Consider the following 26,386-nt stretch of genomic DNA (forward strand, 5'->3'; position numbering starts at 1 on the left):
TGTCAACCGGCCGTGCGTCGACAAGATAGCGCTCCCGCCGCCTGGAATGGCTGGCGAACATAATATACGCCTGTGAAGCGGCGATGACGGGAGCCACCAGAGAATGATCGGACTCGTGCTCGTGACGCACGGTCAACTCGCCACCGAGTTCCGGCATGCCGTAGAACATGTCGTCGGGCCGCAAGACAATTTCGAAACCGTGGCGATCGGCGCCGACGACGACATGGAGCAGCGCCGGGCCGACATCGTCGACGCTGTGGCGCGCGTCGACACCGGCGCCGGCGTCATCGTGCTAACCGACATGTTCGGCGGCACGCCCTCCAACCTCGCCATCTCGGTCATGGAATCCGGTCGCACCGAGGTCATCGCCGGCATGAACCTGCCGATGCTGATCAAGCTCTCCTCGATCCGCAAGGGCGACAACATGGCCGCCGCGCTCGATGAAGCGCAGGCGGCGGGCCGCAAATACATCAACGTCGCCAGCCAGCTCCTGAGCAGCAAATGAACGCACCGGCGCAGCAGACGGACGAGGTTGTGCGGGAGTTCCCGATCATCAACCAGCGCGGCCTGCATGCGCGCGCTTCGGCGAAATTCGTCCAGGTTGCCAGCGGCTTCAATGCCACCATCCATGTCGAGAAGGACGGCGTGAAGGTCGGCGGCACCTCGATCATGGGCTTGATGATGCTGGCGGCGAGCCCGGGCTATTCGATCCGCGTGATCGCCAGCGGCCCGGAAGCCGTGCCGGCCATGGACGCGCTGGAGCAGCTGGTCGCCTCGCGTTTCGGCGAGGAAATCTAGTTCCCGGCCTCACATTTCGCGCCTCGAAGACATGCGCGCATAAAGATTTCTTTATGTCCCATTGTCGTATCGCGGCCGATCTGCTAGTCAGGCCGGCAACCGCGCCCTTCCATGCGCCTCCCGGCGCCGGCGCGCATTGAGAAAATCACACCGGAGCACTGCCATGACGGGTAGCAAGGACTATGTGGTCGCCGACATCTCGCTTGCCGGCTGGGGCCGCAAGGAGATCGAGATCGCCGAAACCGAAATGCCGGGCCTGATGGCCTGCCGCGAGGAGTTCGGCGCCAAGAAGCCGCTGAAGGGCGCGCGCATCACCGGCTCGCTGCACATGACGATCCAGACGGCGGTGCTGATCGAGACGCTGAAGGCGCTGGGCGCCGACATCCGCTGGGCATCGTGCAACATCTTCTCGACGCAGGACCATGCGGCTGCGGCGATCGCCGAGGCCGGCATTCCGGTCTTCGCCATCAAGGGCGAGTCGCTCCAGGACTATTGGGATTACACCGACCGCATCTTTCAGTGGACCGATGGCGGCACATCCAACATGATCCTCGATGACGGCGGCGACGCCACCATGTATATTCTGCTCGGCGCGCGTGCAGAGGCCGGCGAGGACGTGTTGTCCAATCCCGGCAGCGAGGAGGAAGGGATCCTGTTCGCGCAGATCAAGAAGCGCCTGAAGGCCTCGCCCAGCTTCTTCACCAAGCAGCGCGAAGCAATCCGCGGCGTCACCGAGGAGACCACCACCGGCGTCAACCGCCTCTACCAGCTGCAGAAGAAGGGCCTGCTGCCCTTCCCGGCGATCAACGTCAACGATTCCGTCACCAAGTCGAAGTTCGACAACAAATATGGCTGCAAGGAATCGCTGGTCGACGGCATCCGCCGCGGCACCGACACGATGATGGCCGGCAAGGTCGCGGTGGTGTGCGGCTATGGCGACGTCGGCAAGGGCTCGTCGGCCTCGCTGCGCGGCGCCGGCGCCCGCGTCAAGGTCACCGAGGTCGACCCGATCTGCGCGCTGCAGGCAGCGATGGACGGCTTCGAGGTGGTGACGCTGGAAGACGCGGCCCCAACCGCCGACATCGTCATCACCACCACCGGCAACAAGGATGTCGTCACGCTCGACCACATGCGGGCGATGAAGGACATGGTGATCGTCGGCAATATCGGCCACTTCGACAACGAGATCCAGGTGGCGTCGCTGCGCAACCTGAAATGGACCAACGTCAAGCCGCAGGTCGACCTGATCACCTTCCCGGACGGCAAGCGGATGATCCTTCTCTCCGAGGGACGCCTGCTCAACCTCGGCAACGCCACCGGACATCCGAGCTTCGTCATGTCGGCCTCGTTCACCAACCAGGTCCTGGCGCAGATCGAGCTGTTCACCAAGCACGGCCAGTACCAGAACCAGGTCTATGTGCTGCCCAAGCATCTCGACGAGAAGGTGGCGCGGCTGCATCTCGACAAGCTCGGCGCCAAGCTCACGGAGCTCTCCGGCGAACAGGCCGCCTATATCGGCGTGACGCCGCAGGGCCCGTATAAGCCGGAACACTACCGCTATTAACCAAAGCGAAATTATCTACCAGATATTGAAGTCGGGTGGTTGACTTTCCGCCCGGCTTTATTTTTTGCGCCAATGATTCTTCACGCCGATTCCAGCAGGCGTTATTGTTGTGATTCGCGGTCCGGGGACATGTTGGGCCGGGGACGCATTCAGGGCGGTCTTGCATTCAAGCGGCGAAGAGGACCAAGACATGCCGGGGGATTACCCGCGAAGCGCGGGAAAGGCCGTTTCCGGCGGCCATGAGGATTCGAACGAAGCCGACCCCGCCGTGAACGGCGGCGGTTTTCGCGCCGGTGCGCGGCAGGCCTTGCTTCTTGCCACCTCGGCGCTTGCCAGCCCGCTGCTCGCCTTTGCCGCGCGCGCCGACACAAGCCTTCCGGGAAAGGCCGATGCGCCGGTCAGTACCGTCGAGGTCATGCAGCTCGCCATGTTCGTCGGCGTGATGGGCGCGGCGCTTGTCTCGGCCATCTTCCTGATCCGCGAACGCGGGCGCACCGCCGCGCAGAATGTCCAGCTCAGGGCCCGCATCGCGGACGTCAACGCGGCGCTGCAGCGTTCCGAGGCGCTGCTCAACCTGCGCGACCAGCGGCTGATCGTCTGGGCCACGGACAACAAGAAACCCGAACTCATCGGCAGCCTGCCGTTGGAAAGCGGCGCGCCCGACGACAGGTCCGCCTTCCTCGCTTTCGGCCGCTGGCTGATGCCGCGCTCGGCGGCGGCGCTGGAACACGCGGTCGCCGCGCTGCGCGAGCAGGCAAAGGCCTTCGATCTGGTCATCGAAACGCAGGCCGGCGTGCCGCTGGAAGTGCATGGCCGCAAAAGCGCGGCGCATGTCTTGGTGCGCTTCGTCTCGCTGTCGGAGACGCTGCGCAACCAAGCCAGGCTGAAGATCGAGAACCAGCGGCTCAGCGCCGACCACGACACCATGATCGGCCTGCTCGACGCGTTGAAGATGCCGGCATGGCTGCGGGCGGCGGACGGCCGATTGCAATGGGTCAACCGCGCCTATGCCGAGGCGGTGGAGGCGGAAAGCCCGGCTGCGGCCGTGCGCGACGCCAGGGAGTTCCTCGGCGGCCAGGCGCGCGATCAGATCGCCGAACAGCACAAGACGCGCGCGGTCTTCGAACAGACGCTTTCCACCGTGATCGATGGCGACCGCCGCATGTTCGCGGTCACCGACTTCGCCGGCGCCGACGGCTCGGCGGGACTTGCTTGCGACACAAGCGCGGCCGAGACGATCCGCGCCGAACATGAGCGGACCGTGCGCAGCCATGCCGACACGCTCGACCAGCTGAACACCGCGGTGGCGATCTTCGACACCGACGAGAAGCTGCGTTTCTTCAACCAGGCCTTCCAGAAGCTGTGGGGCCTGGATTCGGGCTTCCTGCTCAGCGCGCCCTCCAACACGCTGCTGCTTGACCGGCTGCGCTCGGAAGGCAGGATCGCCGAGCAGCCGGAATGGCGGCGCTGGAAGGAGAACCTGCTCAGCGCCTATCGCGCCGTCGAATCGCAGGAGCATTGGTGGCACCTGCCGGACGGCAAGACGATCCGCGTAGTGGCGAACCCGCAGCCGAAGGGCGGCGTCACCTGGGTGTTCGAGAACCTGACCGAGAAGATGGATCTCGAGAGCCGCTACCAGACCGCCGTGCGGGTGCAGGGCGAGACGCTGGACAACCTCGCCGAAGGCGTGGTCGTCTTCGGTCCGGACGGGCGGCTGCGCCTGTCCAATCCGGCCTTCGTCGCGCTTTGGGGGCTGACGGCGGAAGCGCTCAAGCCCAACGTCCATGTCTCGGCGATCCGCGACCTGTGCGACCAGCACGCCGCGAACAGCCCGTGGGGCGGCTTCGTCGCCGCCGTCACCGGCTTCGACGACGAGCGCCGCGACCGGCGCGGCCAGATCGAGCTGATCAATGGCAACGTGCTGAGCTACGCGGTGATCCACCTGCCCAATGGCCAGGTGATGATCACCTTCGTCGACGTCACCGACACCGTCAATGTCGAGCGGGCGCTGAAGGACAGGAACGAAGCGCTGGAGAAGTCCGACCAGTTGAAGAACGAATTCGTGCAGCACGTGTCCTATGAGCTGCGCTCGCCGCTGACCAACATCATCGGCTTCACCGAGTTGCTGTCGCTGCCCGCCACCGGGCCGTTGACGCCGAAGCAGCGCGAATATGTCGAGTATGTCGGCTCGTCGTCATCGGTGCTGCTCACCATCGTCAACGACATTCTCGACCTGGCGACGGTCGACGCCGGAATCATGCAGCTCGACATTTCCGAGATGAATATCGATCGGACGATCGCCGCGGCGGCCGAGCTGGTCGCCGACCGGCTGGACGAGCACCGGATCAAGCTCGCGATCGACGCGACGGAGGCGCCGGCGAGCTTCCATGGCGACGAGACCCGCATCCGCCAGATCCTCTACAATTTGCTCAGCAACGCGGCGAACTACGCGCCGGAGGCAAGCACGATCCGGCTTACCTGCCGGCGGCTGGCCGACGCCGTCGAGTTCTCGGTGCATGATGACGGCCCCGGCATGCCGCCGGACGTGCTGGAGTCGGTCTTCCGCCGCTTCGAGCCGCGCGCCAATGGCGGGCGGCGGCGCGGCGCCGGGCTGGGGCTCTCGATCGTCAAGAGCTTCGTCGAGCTGCATGGCGGAACCGTGCGCATCGAGACCGGCCAGGACAGGGGCACCACGGTGATCTGCACCTTCCCGGACAAGCCGTCCGGAATCCCGGATACGCCGGCCGGCATCCGCGACGCGGCCGAGTAGCGCGGCCTATATGGAAGGGATGGTGCTGGAGCGTTTTCTCGCCGACGAGGCGGCAACGGCAAGGCTTGGCGAGGATCTCGCCATGGCATTGCGCGCCGGCGACGCGATCGCGCTCAAAGGCGATCTCGGCGCCGGCAAGTCGACGCTGGCCCGCGCGCTGATCCGGGCACTGGCCGACGACGCCAATCTCGAGGTGCCGAGCCCGACCTTTACGCTGGTACAGAGCTACGAGACGCGCGTCCCCGTCCACCATTTCGACCTCTATCGGCTTTCCGCGCCGGACGAGCTCGACGAGCTCGGACTCGACGATGCTCTCAGCCAAGGCGCGGCGTTGATCGAGTGGCCGGAACGGGCCGGAGACCGATTGCCCGCAAATGCGCTGTGGGTCGATCTCGCCGAACATGGCGAAGGTCGCGTGGCGCGGTTGTCGGGCCAGGGACCTGTCTTTGAGCGCGTGGCGCGATCGCTGGCCATGCGCGATTTCCTGGCCTCGGCCAGACGGGGCGAAGCCAGCCGCCGCCATTTCGTCGGCGATGCCTCCGCCCGCTCCTACGAGATCGTGTCGCTGCCCGGCGAGGCGCCGCGCGTGCTTATGAACTCTCCGCGCCTGGTGCTCGGGCCGCCGGTGCGCGACGGCAAGCCCTATGCGGTGATCGCCCATACGGCTCAATCCGTCGCCGCCTTCGTCGCCATCGACAAGGCGCTGCTGGCGAACGGCGTCAGCGTGCCGGTGATCCATGCCCAGGACATCGACCAAGGCTTTCTGCTCATCGAACATCTCGGATCGGAAGGTTTTCTCAGCCACGACGGCCAGCCCATCGCCGAACGCTACGAAGCAGCGGCCGAACTGCTTGCCATGATGCATGGCAAGGCCTGGCCCACGCGCATGGAAGCGGCGCCCGGCGTGGTCCACGACGTGCCGCCCTTCGATCGCGACGCCATGCTGATCGAGGCCGATCTTCTGGTCGACTGGTATGTGCCCTGGATCACCGGCGGTCCGGCGAGCGAGGACTTGCGAGCGGGCTATCACAAGGAATGGAACGCGGCGCTCGACCGCCTCGCCGGCAGCGAATACACGCTGATGCTGCGCGATTTCCATTCGCCCAACATCATCTGGCGGGCAGAGCGATCCGGCCTCGACCGGCTCGGCATCGTCGACGTCCAGGACGCGCTGATCGGGCCCGCCGCCTATGACGTCGCCTCCCTGGCCATGGACGCACGCGTCACCGTCTCGCCCGAGATCGAGCGCCGGACGGTCGCCGCCTATGTCGCGGCGCGGCACGCTGCGGGCGCCTTCCATGAAGCCGCTTTCGCCGAGGCCTACGCGATCATGGCGGCGCAGCGCAATTCGAAGATCCTCGGCATCTTCGTGCGGCTCGAAAAGCGCGACGGCAAGCCTTACTATCTGAAACACCTGCCGCGCATCCGCGACTATCTGAGGCGGGCGCTGGCGCATCCGGCGCTGGCCGGCCTGAAGGAATTCTACATGGCCCACGGCCTGCTCGAGGAACGGGTCCCATGAAGCCCCCAACCACGACGCCGAAGACAGCGATGGTGCTGGCGGCCGGGCTTGGCAAGCGCATGCGGCCGATCACCGACACGATGCCCAAGCCGCTGGTGAAGATCGCCGGCAAGACCTTGCTCGACTGGGGGCTGGACAGCCTGGAGGCCGCCGGCATCGCCAAGGCCGTCGTCAATGTGCACTATCTGCCCGAGCAGATCGTCGCCCATGTCGCCAGCCGGAAAGCTCCGAAGATCGTCATCTCCGACGAGCGCGAGGCGCTGCTGGAATCGGCGGGCGGCATCGTCAAGGCGCTGCCGCTTCTGGGCAGCGAGCCCTTCTACATCATCAACGCCGATACGTTCTGGATCGACAGCGGTCAGCCCAGCCTCAAGCGCCTTGCCCTTGCATGGGACGCCGCCAGAATGGATATTCTGCTGATGCTTACCGATCTCGACTCAGCGACCGGGCACTGCGTCGGCACCGATTTCCTGGTTGCCGCCGATGGAGCTCTACGGCGCTCGAAGGGTGATCCGACTGGCCTGATCTATGCCGGCGCCGCCATCATCCATCCGCGCATCTTCAAGGACGCGCCCACGGGCTCGCATTCGCTCAACGTCTATTTCGACAAGGCGATCGCCGCCGGGCGCCTGTTCGGCATGAAGATGAACGGGCGCTGGATCACCGTCGGCACGCCGGACGCCATTCCCGCCGCCGAAGCGGCCGTGGCCGGCGCGCTCGCGAAAGCGGTATGAGCGGCGCGCGCCGCGTCCTTTCCATCCCGCCCGGAGCGCCGTTCCTGCCGACGCTGGCGGAGGCGTTGCTCGACGGACGATTGATTCCCGGCTTTCGTTTCGACGGCGAGCCGCTGGCGCTGGCCGACGCGACCGTCTATGTGCCGACCCGACGCGCGGCGCGGGCGCTGCGCGGCGCCTTCGTCGACATTCTCGGTCAACGCTCGGCCATCCTGCCGACGGTGCGGCCGCTCGGCGAGTTCGACGAGGATGAGGCAGCCTTCGACGCAGAGGCGGCGCCGGCGATAGACCTCGCGCCGCCGATCGCGGCGCAGGAGCGATTGCTGTTGCTGGCGCCGCTGGTGCGTGCCTGGAAGGAAAGCCTGCCGGCGCATGTCAGAGAGCGGTTCAACGAGGAATTCGTCGTGCCGACCTCGGCCGCCGACGCCATCTGGCTGGCGCGCGACCTTGCCCGGCTGATGGACGAGATCGAGACCGAAGGCACGGATTGGGCGAAGCTCGCGACGCTGGTCACCGGCAATCTCGCCGGCTGGTGGCAGGTGACGCTCGATTTCCTCGGCATAGTCACCGACAACTGGCCGGAACTGCTCAAGGAGCGCAACCGCTCCAATCCGGCCGCGCATCGCAGCGCGCTGATCCGGCTGGAAGCGGCGCGGCTGAAGCGCAATCCGCCGGCCGGACCTGTGATCGCCGCCGGTTCGACCGGCTCGATTCCCGCCACGGCGGAACTGCTTGGCGTGATCGCCGGGCTGCCCAATGGCGCCGTCGTGCTGCCCGGGCTCGACCGCGAGCTGGACGACGCATCCTTCGCGGCGATCACGGCCCCCGGCGCGCGTCCGGCAACGCTCGGCCACCCGCAATATGGCCTCGCCAAGCTGATCGGCGGCATCGGCATCCAGCGCCGCGATGTCGAGGATGTCATCGCCGCGCCACCGCCGCTGGCGCTGCGGGCGGCCCTTGTCGGCGAGGCGCTGCGGCCCGCCGAAACCACCGAATACTGGACCGAAACGCGGCCGCGCTTCACGTCAGGCGATGTCGAACAGGCGCTTGCCGGCGTGACGCTGGTGGAAGCGGCGAACGAACGCGACGAGGCGGCGGCAATCGCCATTGCACTCAAACTTGCCGTCGAGGCACCGGGCAAGCGCGCGGCGCTCGTCACCGGCGACCGCGCGCTGGCGCGGCGGGTCTCGGCCGAGCTTCTGCGCTTCGGCGTCGTCGCCGACGATTCCGGCGGCGCGCCGCTCATCAACATACCGGCCGCCAGCCTGCTCAGGCTCGCGCTGAGCGCCGCGTTCCGGCCCGGCGACCCGGTAAGCCTGCTCTCCTTGCTCAAGCATCCGCTGCTCGGGCTCGGCCTCGAACGCCAGGCCGTGCGCAAGGCGGCCGAGTTGGTCGAGCTGGTCGCCTTGCGCGGCGGCACGGGCCGGCCGGATGTCGCATCGCTCGGCGCGCTTTTCGAGACGCGACTCGCGGAGCTGAGCGGCGATACGAGGCAGCCTTTCTGGTTTTCGCGGCTCACCGTGCGCGGCATCGAGCAGGCGCACGGCATGCTTGGCCGCCTTAGCAAGGCGCTCTCGCCGCTCACCGCTATGCGCGACGAGAAAGACGCCGATATCGCGACGCTGACCAGCGCAAGCGTCATCGCGCTGGAGGATCTCGGCCGCGCCGCCGATGGCAGCCTGGCGGAACTCTATGCCGGCGATGCCGGCGAGAAACTCGCCGAACTTTTGCGCGGACTGGTGGCGGCGTCCTCGCCCTTCACTTTCGCCGCCTCGGAATGGCCCGACGTGATCGAGGCGCTGATCGCGCCGGAGACGGTGAAGCCGGGGCAAGGCACCGACCGCAACATCGCCATCTGGGGCGCGCTGGAAGCGCGATTGCAGAATGTCGACATGCTGGTCATCGGCGGGCTCAATGAAGGGGTCTGGCCGCGCAAGCCCGATAGCGATCGCTTCATGTCGCGGCTGATGAAGACCGGCATCGACCTCGAACCGCCGGAGCGGCGCATCGGCCTTGCCGCGCATGATTTTCAGATGGCGATGGGCGCGGCGGAAGTGTTGCTGACACGGTCGGCGCGATCCGGCGATGCGCCGGCGGTGCCGTCGCGCTGGCTGCAGCGCATCCTGACCTTCATCAGCAAGGAGCCGGCGGCGGCCCTTCGCGGGCGGGGCGACGCGCTGCTTGGCTGGGCGCGCGCGCTCGATGCCGGCGAGAAGAAGGATTTCGCCGCCCGCCCGCAGCCCAGGCCGCCGCTCAGCATGCGCCCGCAGCATTTCTCGGTCACCGAGATCGAGACGCTGCGCCGCGACCCCTACGCGGTCTATGCGCGGCGCATCCTGGGGCTCTCGCCGCTCGAGCCGTTGATCCGCGATCCGGGCGCCGCCGAACGCGGCACGCTGTTCCACGAGATCCTGCATCTGTTCTCGCGGCGGGTGGAGGATCCAAGGGCGCCGAATGCGCTCTCGAGCCTCATCGAAGCCGGCCGTCTCTGCTTTGCCGAGGCAAAGCTTCCGCCGGACATCGAGGCCATCTGGTGGCCGCGTTTCGAAAAGCTCGCCGAGAATATCATCGAATGGGAGCATACCCGCGCCGATGCGGTCGCGAGGCGCTATGCCGAGGAACGCGCCGACAAGACGGTGGTCGGCCGCACCGGCGTGACGCTGTCGGGCTATGCCGACCGCGTCGACCTGCTGGCCGGCGGCATGGCCGACATACTCGACTACAAGACCGGCTCCTCGCCCTCGAAAGCGCAGGCGCACACGCTTTTGTCGCCGCAGCTTGCGCTGGAAGGCGCGCTGCTCAGGCGCGGCGCGTTCAGGGAACTGGGTATCCGCGAGCCCTCGCAGCTGGCCTTCGTGCGGCTGAAGCCGAATGGCGAGGTATTCGAGGAATCGATCCTCGAATACAACCGCAAGCCCCGCACCGCCAACGATCTCTCCGAGGAAGCCTGGGCGCGGCTAGAGCGGCTGCTGTTCCATTATGCCGACCCGACCACCGGCTATCTGTCGCGCGCCCTGCCCTTCCGCGAGGGCGAGGCCGACGGCGATTACGATCATCTGGCGCGCGTGCTGGAATGGTCGGCCGGCGGCGCCAGCGAAGACGAGGCGGAAGGATGAAATATCCGATCCCCTCCGATACCGCCGCCAGCCAGGCGCGCGCCTCGGATCCTGCCTATTCCGCCTGGGTGTCGGCCAATGCCGGCTCCGGCAAGACGCATGTCCTGGCGCAGCGCGTGATTAGGCTCCTGCTCAACGGCACCGATCCGTCGAAGATCCTGTGCCTGACCTACACGCGGGCTGCCGCCGCCAACATGTCGAACCGCGTGTTCTCGACCCTGTCCGAATGGACAGCGCTGCCCGATGCGGAGCTGGCGGTCAGGATCGCGGCGCTGGACGGCCGCGGCGCCGACCGCGACATGATGCGGCGCGCGCGCCGGCTGTTCGCCGAGGCGCTGGAGACGCCGGGCGGGTTGAAGATCCAGACCATCCACGCCTTCTGCGAATCCGTGCTGCACCAGTTCCCGCTCGAAGCCAACATCCCGGCGCATTTCGAGATGCTCGATCCGCAGATGGAGGCCTCGCTGTTCGCCGATGCCCGCCGCGACATGATCTCGGGCGCTGGCGCCGGCGTCGAAGGCCTGGCGGAAGCCTTCGCCACGGTGCTGGAGCGCGGCGGCGAGTTCGGTCTCGATTCCCTGCTTGCCGAGATCGTCGGCAAGCGCGACGAGTTGCGCGATTTCATCGCCAAGCTCGGCAGGGATCGGGATTTCCGGCCGCTCTTCGCCGAATTCGGCTTCAGGCCGGGACAGACGGCCGAGGGCATCGCCGCTTCGCTATGGCCGCTGCCTGGCTTCGACCCCCGCCAGTTCGCCGAATTCGCGCATGCCGCCGAAGCCGCCGACGCGCGGCAGGTGCTGAACAACGTCATCCCCTATGCACGGGGCGCCTTCGCCGAAGCCGACCCGATCCGCCGGCTGCGGCTGCTGGCAAAGGCCTTTCTCAAGGCCGACGGCGACCCCTATGAGCCGCCCAAGATCTTCAAGAAGGCGCTGGTCGACCGGCTACCGGATCTGCCGGACCGCTATCTGGCCGGGGCCAAGGCGATCCTCGACGTGTCGGACCGGCTGGCGCTGTTCCGCATGCTGGAAGGCACGGCGGCGGCGCTCACCGTCGCGGGCTGGCTGATCGCGCGCTACGAGCAGTTGAAGCGCGGACGCGGCTTCCTCGACTTCAACGACCTCATCACCCGCACCGTGAGCCTGCTGTCACGGCCCGATGCCGGACCATGGGTGCAGTTCAAGCTCGACCAGGGCATTGATCATATCCTGCTCGACGAGGCGCAGGACACCAGCCCGGACCAATGGGAGGTGGTGAAGAAGCTGACGGAAGAGTTCTTTGCCGGGCTCGGCCAGCGCGAGGCAGTCAGGCGCACGGTGTTTGCCGTCGGTGACGAGAAGCAGTCGATCTACTCCTTCCAAGGGGCAGCGCCGGATTCCTTCGCTGAAAGCCGGCAGCTGTTCGCCGGGCGCGTGCGCGACGCCGAAGCCGCCTTCGCCAATCTCAAGCTCACCTGGTCGTTCCGGTCGAGCGACGATGTGCTGGCCGCCGTCGACCGCGTCTTCGCTGAACCCGGCGTGCGGCGCGGCATCAGCCACGATCCCGATCCGCTCAGCCACAAGGCGATCCGCAATGACGCGCCCGGCTATGTCGAGGTGTGGCCATCGGTCGGCGCCGAGATGGTCGAGGAACCGGACGACTGGACCTTGCCGGTCAACCACGCCAGCGCCCCCGCCGTGCGCGTCGCCGAGCATGTGGCCACGACCATCCAGACCTGGCTCAAGCAAGGCGAGGTCATCGAAGGCAAGGGCAGGAAGCTGACCGCCGGCGACATCCTGGTGCTGGTGCGCAAGCGCGACCGCTTCGTCCATGCGCTGTCGCGCAGCCTGAAGAACCGGCAGATCCCGGTCGCCGGCGCAGATCGGCTCAGCCTGCCCGGCCATATCGCGGTGCAGGACCTGATCGCGCTCGGACATTTCCTGATCCAGCCGGAGGACGATCTTTCGCTGGCCGCGGTGCTGCGCAGCCCGATCTTCGAGGTCTCCGAGGAGACGTTATTGACGCTTGCCAGCCAAAGGCCGAAGGGCCAGTCGCTGATTGCCTCGCTCAGGCATCACGCGGCCGAAGATGTTTCCCTCGCCGCTGTCGTTAGCCGGCTCGATGGCTGGGCAACCGAGGTCGCGTTCAAGCCGGTGTTCGAATTCTACGCCGCGGCGCTGGCGCGCGACGGGCTGCGCCGCAAGATGACGGCGCGGCTTGGACCCGAAGCCGGCGACATCCTCGACGAATTCCTGAGCTTTTGCCTGGCCGAGGAACGGACCGGACTGCCGGGGCTGGAATCCTTCCTGTCGACACTGGAGAATGCGGGCCCCGAGATCAAGCGCGAGATGGACCAGACGCGCGATGAGGTGCGCGTCATGACCGTGCACGCCGCCAAGGGCCTGGAGGCGCCGTTGGTCTTCCTGGTCGATGGCGGCTCGGCGCCGTTCAGCGACCAGCATCTGCCGCGGCTGATGCCGTTCGAAAGCTCGGGGACGCAATGGAGGGGCAAGGGCTATCTGTGGCGCTCGGCCAGCGATGTCGCCAATGGCGTTTCGAAGGCGGCCTCGGTGCGGGCGCGCGAACTGGCGGACGACGAATACCGGCGGCTGCTCTATGTCGGCATGACGCGCGCCGAGGACCGGCTGATCGTCTGCGGCTATCACGGCAAGCGGCAGCCCAGCCCCGGCACCTGGCATTCGATCGTCAGCCGCGCGCTGCTGGGCGCGCCCGAGAGTTCCGAGCGGCGGCATCCGGCGACGGCCGATGTGGCGGTGCATCGCTTCCATAAGACGAAACTACCGCCGGTTGCGCTGGCGGAGGGCGAAGCCGAGCATCCAATCGAGCATCTTGCGCCGCTGCCGGACACCCTGTTCCGACCATTGCCGCCCTATGAGGAGCTGCCGCGTCCGCTTTCGCCCTCCGGCGCCTCGGCGCTGATCGAGGAAGCGAACGACGCTATTCCCGATACGCGCTCGCCGGTGCTCGACGCTGCCGCCGAGCCCGGCTTCGCGGTCGTGCGCGGCCTTGCCTTGCACAAATTGCTGCAGATGCTGCCCGGCATCGCCGAGACGGAAAGGCACGGTGCGGCCGAGCGCTATCTCGCGCGCGCCGGCGCAGATTGGCCAGATGGTGAGCGCGACAGGGCGTTGGACGCGGTGCTCTCCATCCTTTCCGACGACCGCTTCGGCGCGTTGTTCTCGCCGTCGTCCCGCGCGGAAGTCGCGATCATGGGCAGTCTGGAGGTGAAGGGCAGGCTGCGTTCCATCTCCGGCAAGATCGACCGGCTGGCCGTCAGCCCGGAAAAGGTGTCGATCGTCGACTACAAGACCAACCGGCCGGCTCCCAAAGACCTGGCCGAAGTGCCGCCGGCCTATGTGCTGCAGCTTGCGCTCTACCGCGCGCTGCTTGAGCCGCTCTATCCGGGACGCGAGGTGACGGCGGCGCTGCTCTTTACCGAGGCACTGCGGCTGATCGAGCTGCCTGCAAGGGCCATGGCCGATGCCCTTGCCCGACTCACGGGAGCGTGACACAAGAACTGCTTGAACATCGCCGCCACAACCACCACATTTGGTGCAACCCGAGTTTTCGAAAGGATTTCAGCATGGCCACCGTCAAGGTCGACAATGGCAATTTCCAGGCCGATGTGCTCAATGCCAAGGAGCCGGTCGTGGTGGATTTCTGGGCCGAGTGGTGCGGCCCGTGCAAGATGATCGGCCCGTCCCTGGAAGAGATCGCCAAGGAACTCGGCTCGAAGGTGAAGATCGCCAAGCTCAACATCGATGAGAATCCGGAGCTTGCCGCGCAGTTTGGCGTGCGTTCGATCCCGACGCTGATGATCTTCAAGGGCGGCGAAGTGGCCGACATGAAGGTGGGCGCCGCGCCGAAGACCGCGCTGTCGCACTGGATCAACGGCGCCATCGCCTGAGCCATTCGGATATCCAAGGAACAAGCCCGGCCATCGCGCCGGGCTTTTCTTTGGCGCCATCGCTCATGGCGCCCTGGCCCTGACGTTCGCGCCCGCCATCTCCTCTTCTACAGGAAAAGGAGAACGCCATGACCGGAACAGCCAAGGCCACAGTCCATGTCGACAATGAGCGGGTGATCGTCACCGAGTACCGCTTCGCGCCCGGCGCCAACACCGGCTGGCACCGCCATGGCCACGACTATGTCGTCGTGCCGCTGATGGACGGCAAGGTGAGGCTGGTGACCAACGACGGCGAATCCTTCGCCGAAATGAAGAAGGGAGCGCCCTATTTCCGCCGCGAGGGCGTTGAGCACGACGTCATCAACGCCAATGACGGCGAATACGCTTTTATAGAGATCGAGCTGAAGTAGGCTTGGGTCACCAGTCGGCGACGCGATCGCCGCCGGTGAACTGCGCGCTTTTTGCGGTGTATTCGAACAGCTCGATCCTCACGCCGTTGGGATCGGTGATCCAGGCCTGAAAAGTGTCGTCGCATGCGAGCTTCTTCGGCGTCACCTCGACGCCTTTCGAGCGGATATGGGCGATCGCAGCCTCGATATCTTCCACTTCCAGGCAGAAATGGTTGATCTGGTTACGGTCGCCGTAGCTGGCCTCGGTCTTCTCAAACACCTCGACATGGCTGCGGCCGCCGCAGTTGAGATAGAAGCCGAAAATCCTGCCGTCGCGCAGGAAATTGAACCTTGTGTCCATGCCAAGCACGTCGCGATAGAAGGAGCGCGTCGCCTCCAGGTCGTGCGCGAAGATGCAGACATGGGCGAGCTGCCTGACTTTGATCATGGCCGGTTCCTTTCGGCCCCCGCCGAATCCGCAGCGCTATCTTGAATTTGACTTAGGTCGGCGGCGTACCGTTTTCGGCCAGAACGGCGCCCGCGAAATAGAGCGAGCCGCCGATGAGAATGCGCGGCGCCGGGCCGTCCCAGGAGTCGCGCAACAGCATCAGCGCGCTGGCGACGGAGCTGACCGGCTCGGCCGACAGGCCGGCCTCTTCCGCCCGCAATGCCAGCTCGTCGTTGGGAACGCCGGCATCGCTGTTGCTCACCGGCACGGTGTAGACATGGCGGGCAAGCCCCTTGAAGGCGCTGAAATAGCCGGTCTGGTCCTTGGTGTTGATCATGCCGGAGATCAGCACCAGAGGCCTCGGATTCTTCTCCTCCTGCTCGGCCAGGGCCTCGGCGATGACGATGCCGGCCCCGGGATTGTGGCCGCCGTCCAGCCAGATCTCCGCGCCCTTCGGAGCCAGATCCACCAATTTGCCCTGCGTCAGCTTCTGCATGCGTGCCGGCCAGGCGACATGGGTCATCGCCCGCTCGGCGGCGCGATGGCCGATCTCGAAGCCGGCCGCCTTTACAGCGGCGATCGCGGCGGCGGCGTTGGCGTATTGATGACGCCCGGGCAGGCGCGGCAAGGGCAAGTCCATCAGCCCGTCCTCGTCCTGGTAGACCATGCGGCCGTTTTCCTCGAAAGCGAGGAAATCCTGGCCGTAGACAAAGGTCGGGCAATCCAGCCGCTCGGCCGTCTCAATCAGCACCTGAAGCGCCGTCTCGCTTTCCTGGGCGCCGATCACCACCGGGCAGCCGCGCTTCATGATGCCCGCCTTCTCGGCGGCGATCAGCTCGACGCGGTCGCCAAGATAGGCTTCGTGGTCCATCGAGATCGGCATGATCACCGAAACCGCGGGCCGCTTGATGACGTTGGTGGCGTCGAAGCGGCCGCCAAGCCCGACCTCGATGATGGCCGCCTCCGCCGGATGCTCCGAGAACAGGACGAAGGTGACGGCCGTGAGTATCTCGAAGACGGTGATCTTCTGGCCGCCATTGGCCTCGGCGACGCGCGCGATGGCCTCGGCGAATACATCGTCCTCGACGAGCTTGCCGCCGCCTTCGGCCGCCAGCCGGTAGCGTTCGTGCCAATTCACCAGATGCGGCGAGGTGTGGACGTGAACGAGATGGCCGGCCGCCTCCAGAAGCGCGCGCGAGAAGGCGGCGCAGGAACCCTTGCCATTGGTGCCGGCGATGTGGATGACCGGCGGCAGCCGGTCCTGCGGATTGCCGAGGCGTTCGAGAAGCCGGGTGACGCGGTCCAGCGAAAGGTCGAAGCCTTTCGGATGCAGCGTCATCAGATGTTCGATTTCGCGTTCGGCGGAGAGCGTTGTCATGGCGGAATCCTAACGCCTGACCCGGAGACCGGGAATCGGTCTCGGAACGGTCATATGCAAATAAGAGGCTACAGCAGACAACGCACGGCGCAAATCGCGGTTCGCGGCGAATGATGTCGCGCAGACCGATATGGCGTCATCAGGCCTGGGGCCGTGTCTCCGCGTTGGCGATCGCCGGCGGCAGGATTTCCGGCTCCAGCGGTTTGTCGGCTTGCGGCACCTTGAGCAGCATCTTCAAGAGCCGGGAAATGGTCTGGCGCATCTCAAGCCGCGAGACGACCATGTCGACCATGCCGTGCTCCATCAGATATTCGGCGCGCTGGAAACCGTCGGGCAGCTTTTCGCGAATGGTCTGCTCGATGACGCGCGGACCGGCAAAGCCTATCAGCGCGCCGGGCTCGGCGATATGGACATCGCCCAGCATGGCGTAGGAGGCGGTGACGCCGCCGGTGGTGGGGTTGGTCAGCACGACGATATAGGGCAGGCCGGCTTCCTTCAGCCGGTCGACGCCGACCGTGGTGCGCGGCAGCTGCATCAGCGACAGGATGCCCTCCTGCATGCGGGCGCCGCCGGAGGCGGCGAACAGGATCAGCGGCCGCCTGCGCTGCAGCGCGACCTCGAAAGCATGCACGATGGCTTCGCCGGCAGCCATGCCAAGCGAGCCACCCATGAAGGCGAAATCCTGCACTGTGACGATGACCGGCAGCCCATCGATGGTGCCGGCGCCGTTGAGGATCGCATCCTCGAGGCTGGTCTTGGCCTTCGCCTCCTTCAGGCGATCGGTGTAGCGCTTCTCGTCGCGGAACTTCAGCGGGTCCTGGACGACCTTGGGATTTTCCAGCACCTCGTATTTGCCGTCGTCGAAGAAGTATTTCAGCCGCTCCTTGGCCGAAATCTTCATGTGGTGCCCGGAGGCCGGGATGACGAACTGGTTGGATTCGAGATCCTTATGAAAGATCATCTCGCCGGTCTCGGGATCCTTGATCCAGAGGTTTTCCGGCATGTCGGTGCGCCGGCCGAGCATCGAATTGATCTTCGGGCGGACGTAATTGGTGATCCAGTTCATGGCTTCGGCTCCCGTCCTGAAAAGGACTTCACGCAATTCCAGGAAAAGTCTGTGGCGATTTTCCGTCCGGAACTGCTTGTAGAGGAATAGTCAGGCTATTCGGCGGCAGCAAGGCGGGCCGAACGGACGCCCTGGGCGAGGCCGCTGACCAGCGTGGCGACGGCTTCGGCCGGATCGGCTGTCTTCTCGCCCTTCGGTCCCAGCACATTGGCGATCGCATTGACGATCGCCGTGCCGACCACGACGCCGTCGGCCGAGGCGCCGATGACGCGCGCCTGCTCGGCGGTCTTGACGCCGAAGCCGACGCAGACCGGCAGAGCGGTGTGGCCCTTGATGCGGGTGACCGCCGCCGAGACCTTGGCGGTGTCGGCAAGTGCCGAGCCGGTGATGCCGGTCATCGAGACGTAATAGACGAAGCCGGAGGTGTTTTCGAGCACCTTGGGCAGGCGCTTGTCGTCTGTGGTCGGCGTCGCCAGACGGATGAAGTTGACGCCGGCTTTCAACGCCGGAATGCAGAGCTCTTCATCCATTTCCGGCGGCAGGTCGACGACGATCAGGCCGTCGATGCCGCTGGCCTTGGCGTCGGCGAGGAAGCGGTCGACGCCGTAGATATAGATCGGATTGTAGTAGCCCATCAGCACGATTGGCGTCTCGTCGTCGCCAGCGCGGAACTCGGACGCCATCTTCAGCGTCCTGGCCAGCGTCTGGCCGCCTTTCAGCGCCCGAAGACCCGCCGCCTGGATGGCCGGACCGTCGGCCATCGGGTCGGAGAAGGGCATGCCGAGCTCGATGACGTCGGAGCCTGAGGCAGGCAGCGCCTTCATGATCGACAGCGAGGTCTCGTAGTCGGGGTCGCCGCCCATGATGTAGGTGACCAGAGCCGGATGGCCTTCGGCTTTGAGCTTCGCCATGCGGCGGTCGATGCGGGTGGTCATTGTCAGATCTCCATGGCCAGCATCTTGGCCACCGTATGCACGTCCTTGTCGCCGCGGCCGGACAGATTGACGATGACGAGCTGGTCCTTGTCCATCTTCGGCACGATCTTCATCGCATGGGCGATGGCATGCGCCGATTCCAGCGCCGGGATGATGCCCTCGACCCGGGTGGTGAGCTGGAAGGCCTCCAGCGCCTCGTCGTCGAGGATCGGCTCATATTGGACACGGCCGGAATCGCGCAGCCAGGAGTGCTCGGGGCCGACGCCGGGATAATCGAGACCGGCCGAGATCGAATGGCCGTCGAGGATCTGGCCGTCGGAATTCTGCAGCAGATAGGTGCGGTTGCCATGCAGCACGCCGGGCCTGCCGGCATTCATCGACGCGCAATGCTCGACGCCGTCGAGGCCGCGCCCTCCCGCTTCGATGCCGATGATGCGCACTTCCTTGTCGTCAAGGAAGGGGTGGAACAGGCCGATGGCGTTGGAGCCGCCGCCGACGGCGGCGATGATGACATCCGGCAGCCGGCCTTCCTGTTCCAGAATCTGGGCGCGGGCCTCGGAGCCGATCACCGACTGGAAGTCGCGTACCATCTCCGGATAGGGATGCGGGCCGGCGGCTGTGCCGATCAGGTAATAGGTGTCCTCGACATTGGTGACCCAGTCGCGCAGGGCTTCGTTCATGGCGTCCTTCAGCGTGCCGTGGCCGGCGGTGACCGGCCGCACCTCGGCGCCGAGCAGCTTCATGCGGAAGACGTTGGGGCTCTGGCGGGCGACGTCGGTGGCGCCCATGTAGACGACACAGGGATAGCCGAAGCGCGCCGCAACGGTAGCCGAGGCAACGCCGTGCTGGCCGGCGCCGGTCTCGGCGATGATGCGCTTCTTGCCCATGCGCTTGGCGAGCAGGATCTGGCCGAGGCAGTTGTTGATCTTGTGCGAGCCGGTGTGGTTGAGGTCCTCGCGCTTGAAATAGACCTTGGCGCCGCCGAGATGCTTCGTCAGGCCCTCGGCGAAATACAGCTTCGAGGGCCGCCCGGCATAGTGGGTCGACAGGTTCTGCAGTTCGGCCTTGAACTCCGGATCGTTCTTGGCGTGGTTCCACTGCTCTTCGAGGTCGAGGATCAGCGGCATCAGCGTCTCGGCGACGAAGCGGCCGCCGAAAATGCCGAACATGCCCTGCTCGTCGGGTCCGGTGCGGAAGGAATTGGGCATAGCCGGCTTGTTCATCGCCGATCTCCTGATTTTGGTTGTGCTCAGGCGGCGCGGTCGTCGCGCGCGGCCCTGACGGCCCGGAAAAACTGCTCGATCAGCGCCGGATCCTTGACGCCCGGAGCGCTTTCCACACCGGACGAGACGTCTATTCCGGGAGGGTTGGCCAGTCTCAGGGCATCGCCGATATTGGCGGCGTTGAGCCCACCGGAAAGCATGTAATCGAGCCCGGCGTCAAGGCCGGCAAGGATGCGCCAGTCGAAGGCGACGCCATTGCCGCCCGGCAGCTGCGATCCCTTGGGCGGCTTGGCGTCGAACATGAAACGATCGGCGATGCCAACGAACGGCTTTACACGCTCGAGGTCGGCTGTCTCGCTGACGGAAAACACCTTCATGACCGGCAGGCCGTAACGCGCCTTGATCTCGGCCACACGCTCAGGCGTTTCCGAACCGTGCAGTTGCAGCATGTCCGGCTGCATCTTGGCGACGATCTCGTCCAGGAAAGCATCATCGGCGTCGACCGTGACGGCAACCGCCAAGGCCTTGCCGCGCACCGCTTCGCGCAGGCGCCCGGCCTCGGCGGGCTCGACATAGCGCGGGCTTTTGGGGAAGAAGATAAAGCCGACATGGCTGGCGCAGCCGGCAAGGGCGGCGGCCATCGCGGCGTCGGTCTTCAATCCGCAGATCTTGATGTCGAGCGTCATGGGCCGGGCTTGGCACGAAAAGCCGCGAGAGTCGAGAAAAAGCATGCTGTTGCCACCACGGCGGAAAACGCTACCTTCATATAGGAACCACAGGCGAGAGCAGGATAATCATGGCCGACCGGACCGTCGCCGAACTGAAGCAGAAGGTCGCGCAAGCGCGCGAGGTGATCGCGCATCTGATCGACAAGGCCGCCTTCAACGGCGCCGAGGCGCACCGGGCGCTGGAGTATTTCGGCAGCGATGGCTTCGACCGGGATTTCCTGCCGTGGCCGCATATCGAAGAAGGGCTGCGGCCGGAGGAATTGAACGCGGCGAATGATGATTGAGGGGTGCGTGAGGCAACCGCGCGGTCGTCATCCTAGGGCGGAGCGACGCGAAGCGGCGAGCAGACCCTAGGATCCATGCCGTTACATCAGCCGAAAGGTGCAGCGGCGGAGAATATTCCCTTTTTCGTTCAACGGCATAGCATTGTTTGCACCGCTGCGGCGCTCGCACGTTAGGCATGGATCCTAGGATCTGCGCGCGTCGCTTCGCTCCTTGCTTCGCGGGCTAGTAGCGCGCAAGCCATCGTCCCTACTCAAACACAATCGCCTGCAACGCCCCGCCGTTGCGCTTCAGCCAGTCCTTGCAGCGGTCGGTATCGGGGCACAGTTTCTCGCACAGCTTCCAGAATTTCGGGCCGTGGTTCATCTCCTTGAGATGCGCCACCTCATGCGCCACCAAATAGTTTATCACCGCCGGCGGGGCCATCATGATGCGCCAGGAGAAGGAGAGATTGCCCTCCGAGGTGCATGACCCCCAGCGGCTGGACGTATCCTTGTACCTTATGGCCTTGGCGCGCTTGCCGATCGCCTCGGTGTGCTTGACCACCAGTCTTTCGATCTCCTTCTTGGCCTCGCGCTTGAGGTAGTCGGCGACACGGCGCGGCAGATGGATGCGCTCGCCATGGACGACCAGAAGCGGGCCGCGCTCGTCACGCGAGACCGTGACGGTGCCGCGCTTCGAAGGCTCATGCACGATGCGGTGCGGCACGCCGCGGATCGGGATTTTTATGCCGGGCCGCACTTGCGGGCGGGTAGGCACCTTGGCCAGGCGCTGCTCCAGCCAATCCTGGTGGCGGTCGAGGAATTTCTCCACTTCGCCTCGGCGCAGGCCGGGCGGCACGGTGACGCGAAGGCCCTGGCCGCCGGAATCGATGCGCAAAGTGAGCCGCCTGGCCCTGGCGCTTTCGACGATCTTCAGCGGCAGCGTGCGGCCGGCGACGCAGTGTTCGCGCTCCACCACAGGGGTGGGCTTTGGCTTGGTCAGATTGCGAAAGAAGCCGAGGGTCATGGCTGGACGATACGCGATTCGAAAAAAACGGCCAGTGGAGGGAAGCTACAAAGAGAACAAAAAAGAAACGGCGCCGCTGAACGCGACGCCGCATATCATACCGGAGCCTGTCGCGCGGCTTCAGTCGTCGAGCAGGTTCGTGCCCTTGCCGCGCTTGGCAGCGGGCTTGTCGTCCGAGCCGGTGGTGGTCGGCGCGGTATGCTTGTTGCGGTTGGCCATGAAGCGGTCGAACTCTTCCTGGTCCTTGGCGCGGCGCAGTTCGCGGGCGTAGTCGTCGAACTCGGTCAGCATCTCGTCCAGCTTGCGGCGCTCTTCGGCCAGGCGCTCGAGCTCCTTCTCGCGCCAGTCATCGAAGGCGACATTGCCGGTGCGGGCCGAACCGTGACCCCAGCGGGCCGCCTTGTCGGAGCCGCGGCGGCAGCCGGCGAAGATGCCGTCGGTCGCGCGGTTGACGTCGCGCTTGAAGCCTTCCAGCCGGTCGCCCCAGATGATGTAGGCGAGCATGGCGAAGCCGAGCGGCCAAAACACCATGAAGCCGATGACCATCAGCGCGATGGTGGCCGGCGTCCAGGCCGGACGGATCAATGCAGTCGTATTCATTTCTCCCAATCCTTCCATTGGAGACAGCCAAATCGGCTGCGTGGAATCGAAATGGGAAGGCGAAATGGGCTATTCAAGACAAATCCGGCCAAAACCGGCGAAGCTTCTGAAATGATTATCGCTTTTTGAGTTTTTCCAGGAAAAGCACTGCCATGCCGGCGATAAGCCCCCAGAACGCCGCGCCGACGCCGAAGAGCGTGAGTCCCGACGCGGTCACGGCGAAGGTGACGGTGGCCGGCATGCGGTCGCCAGAGTCATGAAGGGCTATCGACAGCGCATTGGCCAGGGGCGCCGTCAAGGCGAGCCCCGCGACCAGCACGATCAGGCTCTGCGGCAGCACGGCGAAGATCGCCACCAGCGAGGCGCCGAAGATGGCGAAGATGAGATAGGCCAGCGCGTAGAACGGCCCGGTCTTCCACCGCTCGGCCGGATCTGGATGGACATCGGGGCCGGTGCAGATTGCGGCCGAGATCGCCGCGAGATTGGTGGTCGCGGCGCCGAACGGCGCCGAGAGCAGCGAAAACAGTCCGGTGACGCCGATCAGCGGGCCGGGTTCGGGGTGATAGCCGGCGGCACGCAGCACCGCGAGGCCGGAAAGGTTCTGCGAGGCCATGGTGACCAGGTAGAGCGGCAAGGCAAGGCCGATGGTCGCCGATGCGGTGAATTGCGGCGCAATGAACGTCAATGTCGACAGTTCCGGCACCGGCAGGCTGCCGACGCGGCCGGTGAGGAAAGCGGCAAGGCCGCCGCCGATCAGCACCACCAGCACCGATAAAGCCGGACTGAACAGGCGGATGACGAAGAAGGCGGCGATCAGTGGCAGGATCAGCCAGGGATCGGCGGGAATGGCCTTCACCGCATTGACGGCGAAGCTGACCAGGATGCCGGCCAGCATGCCGGACGCCACAGAGGCCGGGATCTGCGCGATCAGCCGGGTCAGCGGCTTGAAGAGGCCGGTGGCGACCAGAAGGACACCGGTGACCATGAAGGCGCCCACGGCCTGCGGCATCGTGAAACCGCTGGAGGCCGCGATCAGGGCGAGACCCGGCGTCGACCAGGCGGTGATGACAGGCATTTTCGTGCGCCAGGACAGCCACAGGCATTCCACGACCATGGCAAGGCAGATCGCCGTCACGCCGCTGGCGGTCTCGATCTGGGTGGCGCCGACCGCCTTGGCGGCGGCGATGACGAGGGCCAGCGTGCCGCCGAAGCCGACGATCGCGGCGACGAAGGCGGATATCGGGATGGAGATGCGCATGGTCAGGCGGCCCGCCTGACCATGTCGGCGACGGCGCGCTGCAGCATATCGAGATCCTCGGGACGGGACAGGCGATGGTCGCCGTCGGGGATCAGCGACAGCGTCACGTCGTCGGCGGGAAGCATCGATGCGAGCTTCAGCGCATGGCTGGACGGCACGTCCGGATCGGCCAGGCCCTGCAATATGTGCACCGGACAGTGCGTGTCGATCGGTCCGGTCATGACCCGGTTGGCGCGGCCGTCCTCGATCAGCGCCCGGGTGTAGATATAAGGCTCGTCCGAATAGTCGGACGGCTCGGCAAAAAATCCCTTTTTAGAAAGATCGCGCCTCTGTGCCTTGGTCAGCACCGGTTCGATCAACTCGAATGTGAAGTCAGGCGCCGGCGCAAGCAGCACGAGACCGGCCACGCGGTCGTCGCCCGCCCGGCGCAATTCCTGCACCATGCGCAGAGCGATCCACGCCCCCATCGAGGAGCCGACCAGGACCTGCTTGCCTTTGCTGAAGCGCCGAAAGACGGCAAGGCTCTCGGCCAGCCATCTGGAGATCGTGCCGCCGGCGAATTCGCCGCCCGACTCGCCATGGCCGGAATAGTCGTGGCGCAGATAGGCGCGGCCCTCGCGAGCGGCCCAGGCGGCAAGTGTCTCCGCCTTCGTGCCCAGCATGTCGGACTTGTAGCCGCCGAGCCACACCACGCCGGGCGCCGCGCCCGGCGCCTGCCTGACGGCGATGCTCGATCCGTCCACATCGATGAAAACCGGAGCGCCGGCGGCCATGGGCTTGTCCTTTCCGCCGGTCTTTTGGCACAGGCGGTGGTTCAACGAAAAGTGCTCGCGGCATTTCTTTGCTTGGTGCAGACAATTGCAGGCGGCAGGTGATTTTCCGGCAGGGCTATGCTATTGACTCACACCCCGCGCTCACCACATAGGCGCGTCCACCTGTTTTGACTCTACAGAAACCCTGAACGAAACGGCCGAGGAGACCACGACCATTCGCAGACCTTTCAAAGCAGCGGCACCCACCAAGGACGGGCCGCGCTCCAACCGAGACATCCGGGTTCCCCGGGTCCAGCTTATCGACGCCGAAGGCCAGAACCGCGGCGATGTTTCCATCAACGACGCATTGCTGCTCGCCGAAGAGGCCGGGCTCGATCTGGTCGAGATATCGCCCAATGCGGTACCGCCCGTCGTCAAGATCCTCGATCTCGGCAAGCTGAAATACGCCAACCAGAAGAAGGCGGCCGAAGCGCGCAAGAACCAGAAGGTCATCGAGATCAAGGAGATCAAGATGCGCCCGAACATCGACAGCCATGACTATGAGACCAAGATGAAGGCCGTGCGGCGCTTCTTCGAGGAAGGCGACAAGGTCAAGCTGACGCTGCGCTTCCGCGGCCGCGAGATGGCGCATATGGAGCTCGGCATGCAGCTTCTGAACAAGGTGCGCGAGGAAGTGGCGACGATCGCCAAGGTCGAGGCGGAGCCGAAGCTCGAAGGCCGCCAGATGATGATGGTTCTGGCGCCGCGCTAAATCCCGCCAAAATCATGGTGCAGGGGCGTCCCGACGATCGGCGGGACGCCTGTTTTCTGTCCGATCGCGAGCAAATCGACGACCGAGTTCTTCGGTTGCGTGCAAATCTCGACGATCGCTTCGAGATCGCGAGCAGACGATCGGGTTTTCCTCATGGCCGATGAAGTGAAGTCCAAGCCTGCCAGGCAAACGCCAGGTCTCGGCGGCTATCAGTATATGCGCCGCGTTGTGCTGGCCGTTCTGATCGTGGTGCTGTTTGCCGCGCTTCTGTTCGGACAGTCGACTTTTCCGCCGGACACGCCGGTGCACGAAACGATCGAGATGTTCGGCGTGCTCTTGATTTTTCTCGGCATAGTCGGGCGATTGTGGTCGACGCTTTATATCGGGGGGCGCAAATCCTCCGAAGTGGTCACCGGCGGGCCCTATTCGATCACCCGCAACCCGCTCTACCTGTTCTCGACCGTGGCTGCTGCCGGCGTCGGCGCGCAGATCGGCTCGTTTTCAGGCATCATTCTCTTTGCGCTGCTGTGCGCCGGCGCGTTCCACATCGTCATCCTGCGCGAGGAGCGCTATCTGAAGGAAGTTCTCGGCGCCCCTTATGCGGCGTATCTTGCCAAGGTGCCGCGTTTCTTCCCGAACCTCCGGCTCTACCGGGAGGGCGACACCGGCAGCTTCAAGCCGCGCCTGTTGTTGAACACGCTGCTCGACGGCATGGTGTTCCTGGTGGCGCTGCCGGCCTTCGAGCTGATCGACGGCGCGCAACAGTCGGGGGTGTTGCCGGTGTGGTTCACGCTGCCCTAGGAACGGTAATCTTCAGGTGAGGCCGGCCTGCAAATGGCGGCTTCCTGCGCTTCCGGTGCTCACGTACTTTAAGTACGCTCCGCTCCGGTTCTCGGAAACCACCATTTTCGGCTCGGCCTGACCTGAATCTCAACCGTTCCCGCCGGCGCACATCGCGGACACCGCGTCGCATGGCTTGAGGTGTTGCACAGCAGCCGTCTTTGATCTATAGGACCGCGGTTCCAGAAAACCGCCCGGCAGGGCATGCCGTGGCGGTTTCATTTGCTTTTCGGGCTTTGGTCGGCCCGAAGCGAGAAAAGAAGCGCGATGGTGCGCCACCAATACGGAGTAGCAAA

At 65.4% G+C, this 26,386-nt stretch carries 23 protein-coding genes; 13 read left to right on the plus strand and 10 right to left on the minus strand.

The window, feature by feature from the left end:
* The first annotated feature begins 103 nt into the window (after positions 1-103).
* The 10 genes from EJ072_RS13355 (at position 104) to EJ072_RS13400 (ending at position 14,821) form a co-directional block, all read left to right on the plus strand.
* A complete protein-coding gene (locus EJ072_RS13355; RefSeq protein WP_027166957.1) occupies positions 104-505 on the plus strand; it encodes a PTS sugar transporter subunit IIA in 402 nt (133 codons plus the stop codon).
* On the plus strand, positions 502-798 hold the full coding sequence (locus EJ072_RS13360; RefSeq protein WP_126080108.1) for an HPr family phosphocarrier protein: 297 nt from the start codon (positions 502-504) through the stop codon (positions 796-798). Before EJ072_RS13355 ends, EJ072_RS13360 begins: the two co-directional genes overlap by 4 nt.
* A gap of 163 nt (positions 799-961) precedes the next feature.
* A complete protein-coding gene (gene ahcY, locus EJ072_RS13365; RefSeq protein WP_126080109.1) occupies positions 962-2,362 on the plus strand; it encodes an adenosylhomocysteinase in 1,401 nt (466 codons plus the stop codon).
* A gap of 190 nt (positions 2,363-2,552) precedes the next feature.
* The gene (locus EJ072_RS13370; RefSeq protein ID WP_126080110.1) at positions 2,553-5,132 is read left to right on the plus strand and encodes a PAS domain-containing sensor histidine kinase; all 2,580 of its coding nucleotides are present in this window, start codon (positions 2,553-2,555) and stop codon (positions 5,130-5,132) included.
* A gap of 10 nt (positions 5,133-5,142) precedes the next feature.
* Complete coding sequence (gene tsaE, locus EJ072_RS13375; protein WP_126080111.1) at positions 5,143-6,654, plus strand: tRNA (adenosine(37)-N6)-threonylcarbamoyltransferase complex ATPase subunit type 1 TsaE; 1,512 nt, start codon at positions 5,143-5,145, stop codon at positions 6,652-6,654.
* Positions 6,651-7,388 (plus strand): nucleotidyltransferase family protein, encoded by a 738-nt coding sequence (locus EJ072_RS13380; protein WP_126080112.1) that lies wholly within the window; start codon positions 6,651-6,653, stop codon positions 7,386-7,388. Before tsaE ends, EJ072_RS13380 begins: the two co-directional genes overlap by 4 nt.
* Positions 7,385-10,504, plus strand: a complete 3,120-nt coding sequence (gene addB / locus EJ072_RS13385) for a double-strand break repair protein AddB (protein WP_126080113.1) — start codon at positions 7,385-7,387, stop codon at positions 10,502-10,504. The genes EJ072_RS13380 and addB overlap by 4 nt, the downstream gene beginning before the upstream one ends.
* The gene (gene addA, locus EJ072_RS13390; RefSeq protein ID WP_126080114.1) at positions 10,501-14,013 is read left to right on the plus strand and encodes a double-strand break repair helicase AddA; all 3,513 of its coding nucleotides are present in this window, start codon (positions 10,501-10,503) and stop codon (positions 14,011-14,013) included. The genes addB and addA overlap by 4 nt, the downstream gene beginning before the upstream one ends.
* Positions 14,014-14,087: 74 nt before the next feature.
* Positions 14,088-14,411 (plus strand): thioredoxin, encoded by a 324-nt coding sequence (gene trxA, locus EJ072_RS13395; RefSeq protein WP_112129004.1) that lies wholly within the window; start codon positions 14,088-14,090, stop codon positions 14,409-14,411.
* A gap of 128 nt (positions 14,412-14,539) precedes the next feature.
* A complete protein-coding gene (locus EJ072_RS13400; protein ID WP_126080115.1) occupies positions 14,540-14,821 on the plus strand; it encodes a cupin domain-containing protein in 282 nt (93 codons plus the stop codon).
* A gap of 7 nt (positions 14,822-14,828) precedes the next feature.
* Here EJ072_RS13400 and EJ072_RS13405 read toward each other — a convergent pair whose 3' ends face one another.
* The 6 genes from EJ072_RS13405 to EJ072_RS13430 all read right to left on the minus strand — a co-directional run bounded on the left by EJ072_RS13405 (position 14,829) and on the right by EJ072_RS13430 (position 20,536).
* Complete coding sequence (locus EJ072_RS13405) at positions 14,829-15,248, minus strand: VOC family protein (RefSeq protein ID WP_126080116.1); 420 nt, start codon at positions 15,246-15,248, stop codon at positions 14,829-14,831.
* A gap of 52 nt (positions 15,249-15,300) precedes the next feature.
* Positions 15,301-16,626, minus strand: coding sequence for a folylpolyglutamate synthase/dihydrofolate synthase family protein (locus tag EJ072_RS13410; RefSeq protein ID WP_126080117.1), 1,326 nt, complete (start codon positions 16,624-16,626; stop codon positions 15,301-15,303).
* Between the two features lie 139 nt (positions 16,627-16,765).
* Complete coding sequence (gene accD, locus EJ072_RS13415; protein ID WP_126080118.1) at positions 16,766-17,692, minus strand: acetyl-CoA carboxylase, carboxyltransferase subunit beta; 927 nt, start codon at positions 17,690-17,692, stop codon at positions 16,766-16,768.
* 95 nt (positions 17,693-17,787) lie between these two features.
* Positions 17,788-18,627: a tryptophan synthase subunit alpha gene (gene trpA / locus EJ072_RS13420; RefSeq protein ID WP_126080119.1), complete on the minus strand. Its 840-nt coding sequence runs from the start codon at positions 18,625-18,627 to the stop codon at positions 17,788-17,790.
* Positions 18,628-18,629: 2 nt separating this feature from the next.
* Positions 18,630-19,850, minus strand: a complete 1,221-nt coding sequence (gene trpB, locus EJ072_RS13425; protein ID WP_126080120.1) for a tryptophan synthase subunit beta — start codon at positions 19,848-19,850, stop codon at positions 18,630-18,632.
* A gap of 26 nt (positions 19,851-19,876) precedes the next feature.
* On the minus strand, positions 19,877-20,536 hold the full coding sequence (locus tag EJ072_RS13430) for a phosphoribosylanthranilate isomerase (RefSeq protein WP_126080121.1): 660 nt from the start codon (positions 20,534-20,536) through the stop codon (positions 19,877-19,879).
* Between the two features lie 110 nt (positions 20,537-20,646).
* Between EJ072_RS13430 and EJ072_RS13435 the strand changes: the two genes are divergently transcribed.
* Positions 20,647-20,862, plus strand: a complete 216-nt coding sequence (locus EJ072_RS13435) for a hypothetical protein (protein ID WP_126080122.1) — start codon at positions 20,647-20,649, stop codon at positions 20,860-20,862.
* Positions 20,863-21,109: 247 nt separating this feature from the next.
* On the opposite strand, the gene EJ072_RS13440 is transcribed toward EJ072_RS13435, so the two are convergent.
* From EJ072_RS13440 to EJ072_RS13455, 4 genes are all read right to left on the minus strand, one after another.
* Positions 21,110-21,868 carry a M48 family metallopeptidase gene (locus EJ072_RS13440; RefSeq protein ID WP_126080123.1) on the minus strand — a complete coding sequence of 253 codons (759 nt, stop codon included), beginning with the start codon at positions 21,866-21,868 and terminating at the stop codon, positions 21,110-21,112.
* 120 nt (positions 21,869-21,988) lie between these two features.
* Entirely contained in the window at positions 21,989-22,468 is a 480-nt protein-coding gene (locus tag EJ072_RS13445) for a DUF2852 domain-containing protein (RefSeq protein WP_126080124.1), read from the minus strand.
* A 115-nt stretch (positions 22,469-22,583) separates the two neighbouring features.
* Positions 22,584-23,726: a benzoate/H(+) symporter BenE family transporter gene (locus EJ072_RS13450; RefSeq protein WP_126080125.1), complete on the minus strand. Its 1,143-nt coding sequence runs from the start codon at positions 23,724-23,726 to the stop codon at positions 22,584-22,586.
* Between the two features lie 2 nt (positions 23,727-23,728).
* Positions 23,729-24,499 carry an alpha/beta hydrolase gene (locus EJ072_RS13455; protein ID WP_126080126.1) on the minus strand — a complete coding sequence of 257 codons (771 nt, stop codon included), beginning with the start codon at positions 24,497-24,499 and terminating at the stop codon, positions 23,729-23,731.
* Positions 24,500-24,713: 214 nt separating this feature from the next.
* On the opposite strand from EJ072_RS13455, the gene infC reads away from it, so the two are divergent.
* Together infC and EJ072_RS13465 are read left to right on the plus strand one after the other, a co-directional pair.
* Positions 24,714-25,250 (plus strand): translation initiation factor IF-3, encoded by a 537-nt coding sequence (infC, locus tag EJ072_RS13460; RefSeq protein WP_010912915.1) that lies wholly within the window; start codon positions 24,714-24,716, stop codon positions 25,248-25,250.
* Between the two features lie 153 nt (positions 25,251-25,403).
* The gene (locus EJ072_RS13465) at positions 25,404-26,051 is read left to right on the plus strand and encodes an isoprenylcysteine carboxylmethyltransferase family protein (protein WP_126080127.1); all 648 of its coding nucleotides are present in this window, start codon (positions 25,404-25,406) and stop codon (positions 26,049-26,051) included.
* Positions 26,052-26,386 lie beyond the last annotated feature (335 nt).

Source organism: Mesorhizobium sp. M2A.F.Ca.ET.046.03.2.1 (assembly GCF_003952425.1).
GTDB lineage: Bacteria > Pseudomonadota > Alphaproteobacteria > Rhizobiales > Rhizobiaceae > Mesorhizobium.

What these genes read in the sequence shown, in the direction of transcription:
- EJ072_RS13355 (WP_027166957.1), top strand. Translation starts at nt 104, where the DNA reads ATGATCGGACTCGTGCTCGTGACGCACGGTCAACTCGCCACCGAGTTC.
- EJ072_RS13360 (WP_126080108.1), top strand. Translation starts at nt 502, where the DNA reads ATGAACGCACCGGCGCAGCAGACGGACGAGGTTGTGCGGGAGTTCCCG.
- ahcY (WP_126080109.1), top strand. Translation starts at nt 962, where the DNA reads ATGACGGGTAGCAAGGACTATGTGGTCGCCGACATCTCGCTTGCCGGC.
- EJ072_RS13370 (WP_126080110.1), top strand. Translation starts at nt 2,553, where the DNA reads ATGCCGGGGGATTACCCGCGAAGCGCGGGAAAGGCCGTTTCCGGCGGC.
- tsaE (WP_126080111.1), top strand. Translation starts at nt 5,143, where the DNA reads ATGGAAGGGATGGTGCTGGAGCGTTTTCTCGCCGACGAGGCGGCAACG.
- EJ072_RS13380 (WP_126080112.1), top strand. Translation starts at nt 6,651, where the DNA reads ATGAAGCCCCCAACCACGACGCCGAAGACAGCGATGGTGCTGGCGGCC.
- addB (WP_126080113.1), top strand. Translation starts at nt 7,385, where the DNA reads ATGAGCGGCGCGCGCCGCGTCCTTTCCATCCCGCCCGGAGCGCCGTTC.
- addA (WP_126080114.1), top strand. Translation starts at nt 10,501, where the DNA reads ATGAAATATCCGATCCCCTCCGATACCGCCGCCAGCCAGGCGCGCGCC.
- trxA (WP_112129004.1), top strand. Translation starts at nt 14,088, where the DNA reads ATGGCCACCGTCAAGGTCGACAATGGCAATTTCCAGGCCGATGTGCTC.
- EJ072_RS13400 (WP_126080115.1), top strand. Translation starts at nt 14,540, where the DNA reads ATGACCGGAACAGCCAAGGCCACAGTCCATGTCGACAATGAGCGGGTG.
- EJ072_RS13405 (WP_126080116.1), bottom strand. Translation starts at nt 15,248, where the DNA reads ATGATCAAAGTCAGGCAGCTCGCCCATGTCTGCATCTTCGCGCACGAC.
- EJ072_RS13410 (WP_126080117.1), bottom strand. Translation starts at nt 16,626, where the DNA reads ATGACAACGCTCTCCGCCGAACGCGAAATCGAACATCTGATGACGCTG.
- accD (WP_126080118.1), bottom strand. Translation starts at nt 17,692, where the DNA reads ATGAACTGGATCACCAATTACGTCCGCCCGAAGATCAATTCGATGCTC.
- trpA (WP_126080119.1), bottom strand. Translation starts at nt 18,627, where the DNA reads ATGACCACCCGCATCGACCGCCGCATGGCGAAGCTCAAAGCCGAAGGC.
- trpB (WP_126080120.1), bottom strand. Translation starts at nt 19,850, where the DNA reads ATGAACAAGCCGGCTATGCCCAATTCCTTCCGCACCGGACCCGACGAG.
- EJ072_RS13430 (WP_126080121.1), bottom strand. Translation starts at nt 20,536, where the DNA reads ATGACGCTCGACATCAAGATCTGCGGATTGAAGACCGACGCCGCGATG.
- EJ072_RS13435 (WP_126080122.1), top strand. Translation starts at nt 20,647, where the DNA reads ATGGCCGACCGGACCGTCGCCGAACTGAAGCAGAAGGTCGCGCAAGCG.
- EJ072_RS13440 (WP_126080123.1), bottom strand. Translation starts at nt 21,868, where the DNA reads ATGACCCTCGGCTTCTTTCGCAATCTGACCAAGCCAAAGCCCACCCCT.
- EJ072_RS13445 (WP_126080124.1), bottom strand. Translation starts at nt 22,468, where the DNA reads ATGAATACGACTGCATTGATCCGTCCGGCCTGGACGCCGGCCACCATC.
- EJ072_RS13450 (WP_126080125.1), bottom strand. Translation starts at nt 23,726, where the DNA reads ATGCGCATCTCCATCCCGATATCCGCCTTCGTCGCCGCGATCGTCGGC.
- EJ072_RS13455 (WP_126080126.1), bottom strand. Translation starts at nt 24,499, where the DNA reads ATGGCCGCCGGCGCTCCGGTTTTCATCGATGTGGACGGATCGAGCATC.
- EJ072_RS13465 (WP_126080127.1), top strand. Translation starts at nt 25,404, where the DNA reads ATGGCCGATGAAGTGAAGTCCAAGCCTGCCAGGCAAACGCCAGGTCTC.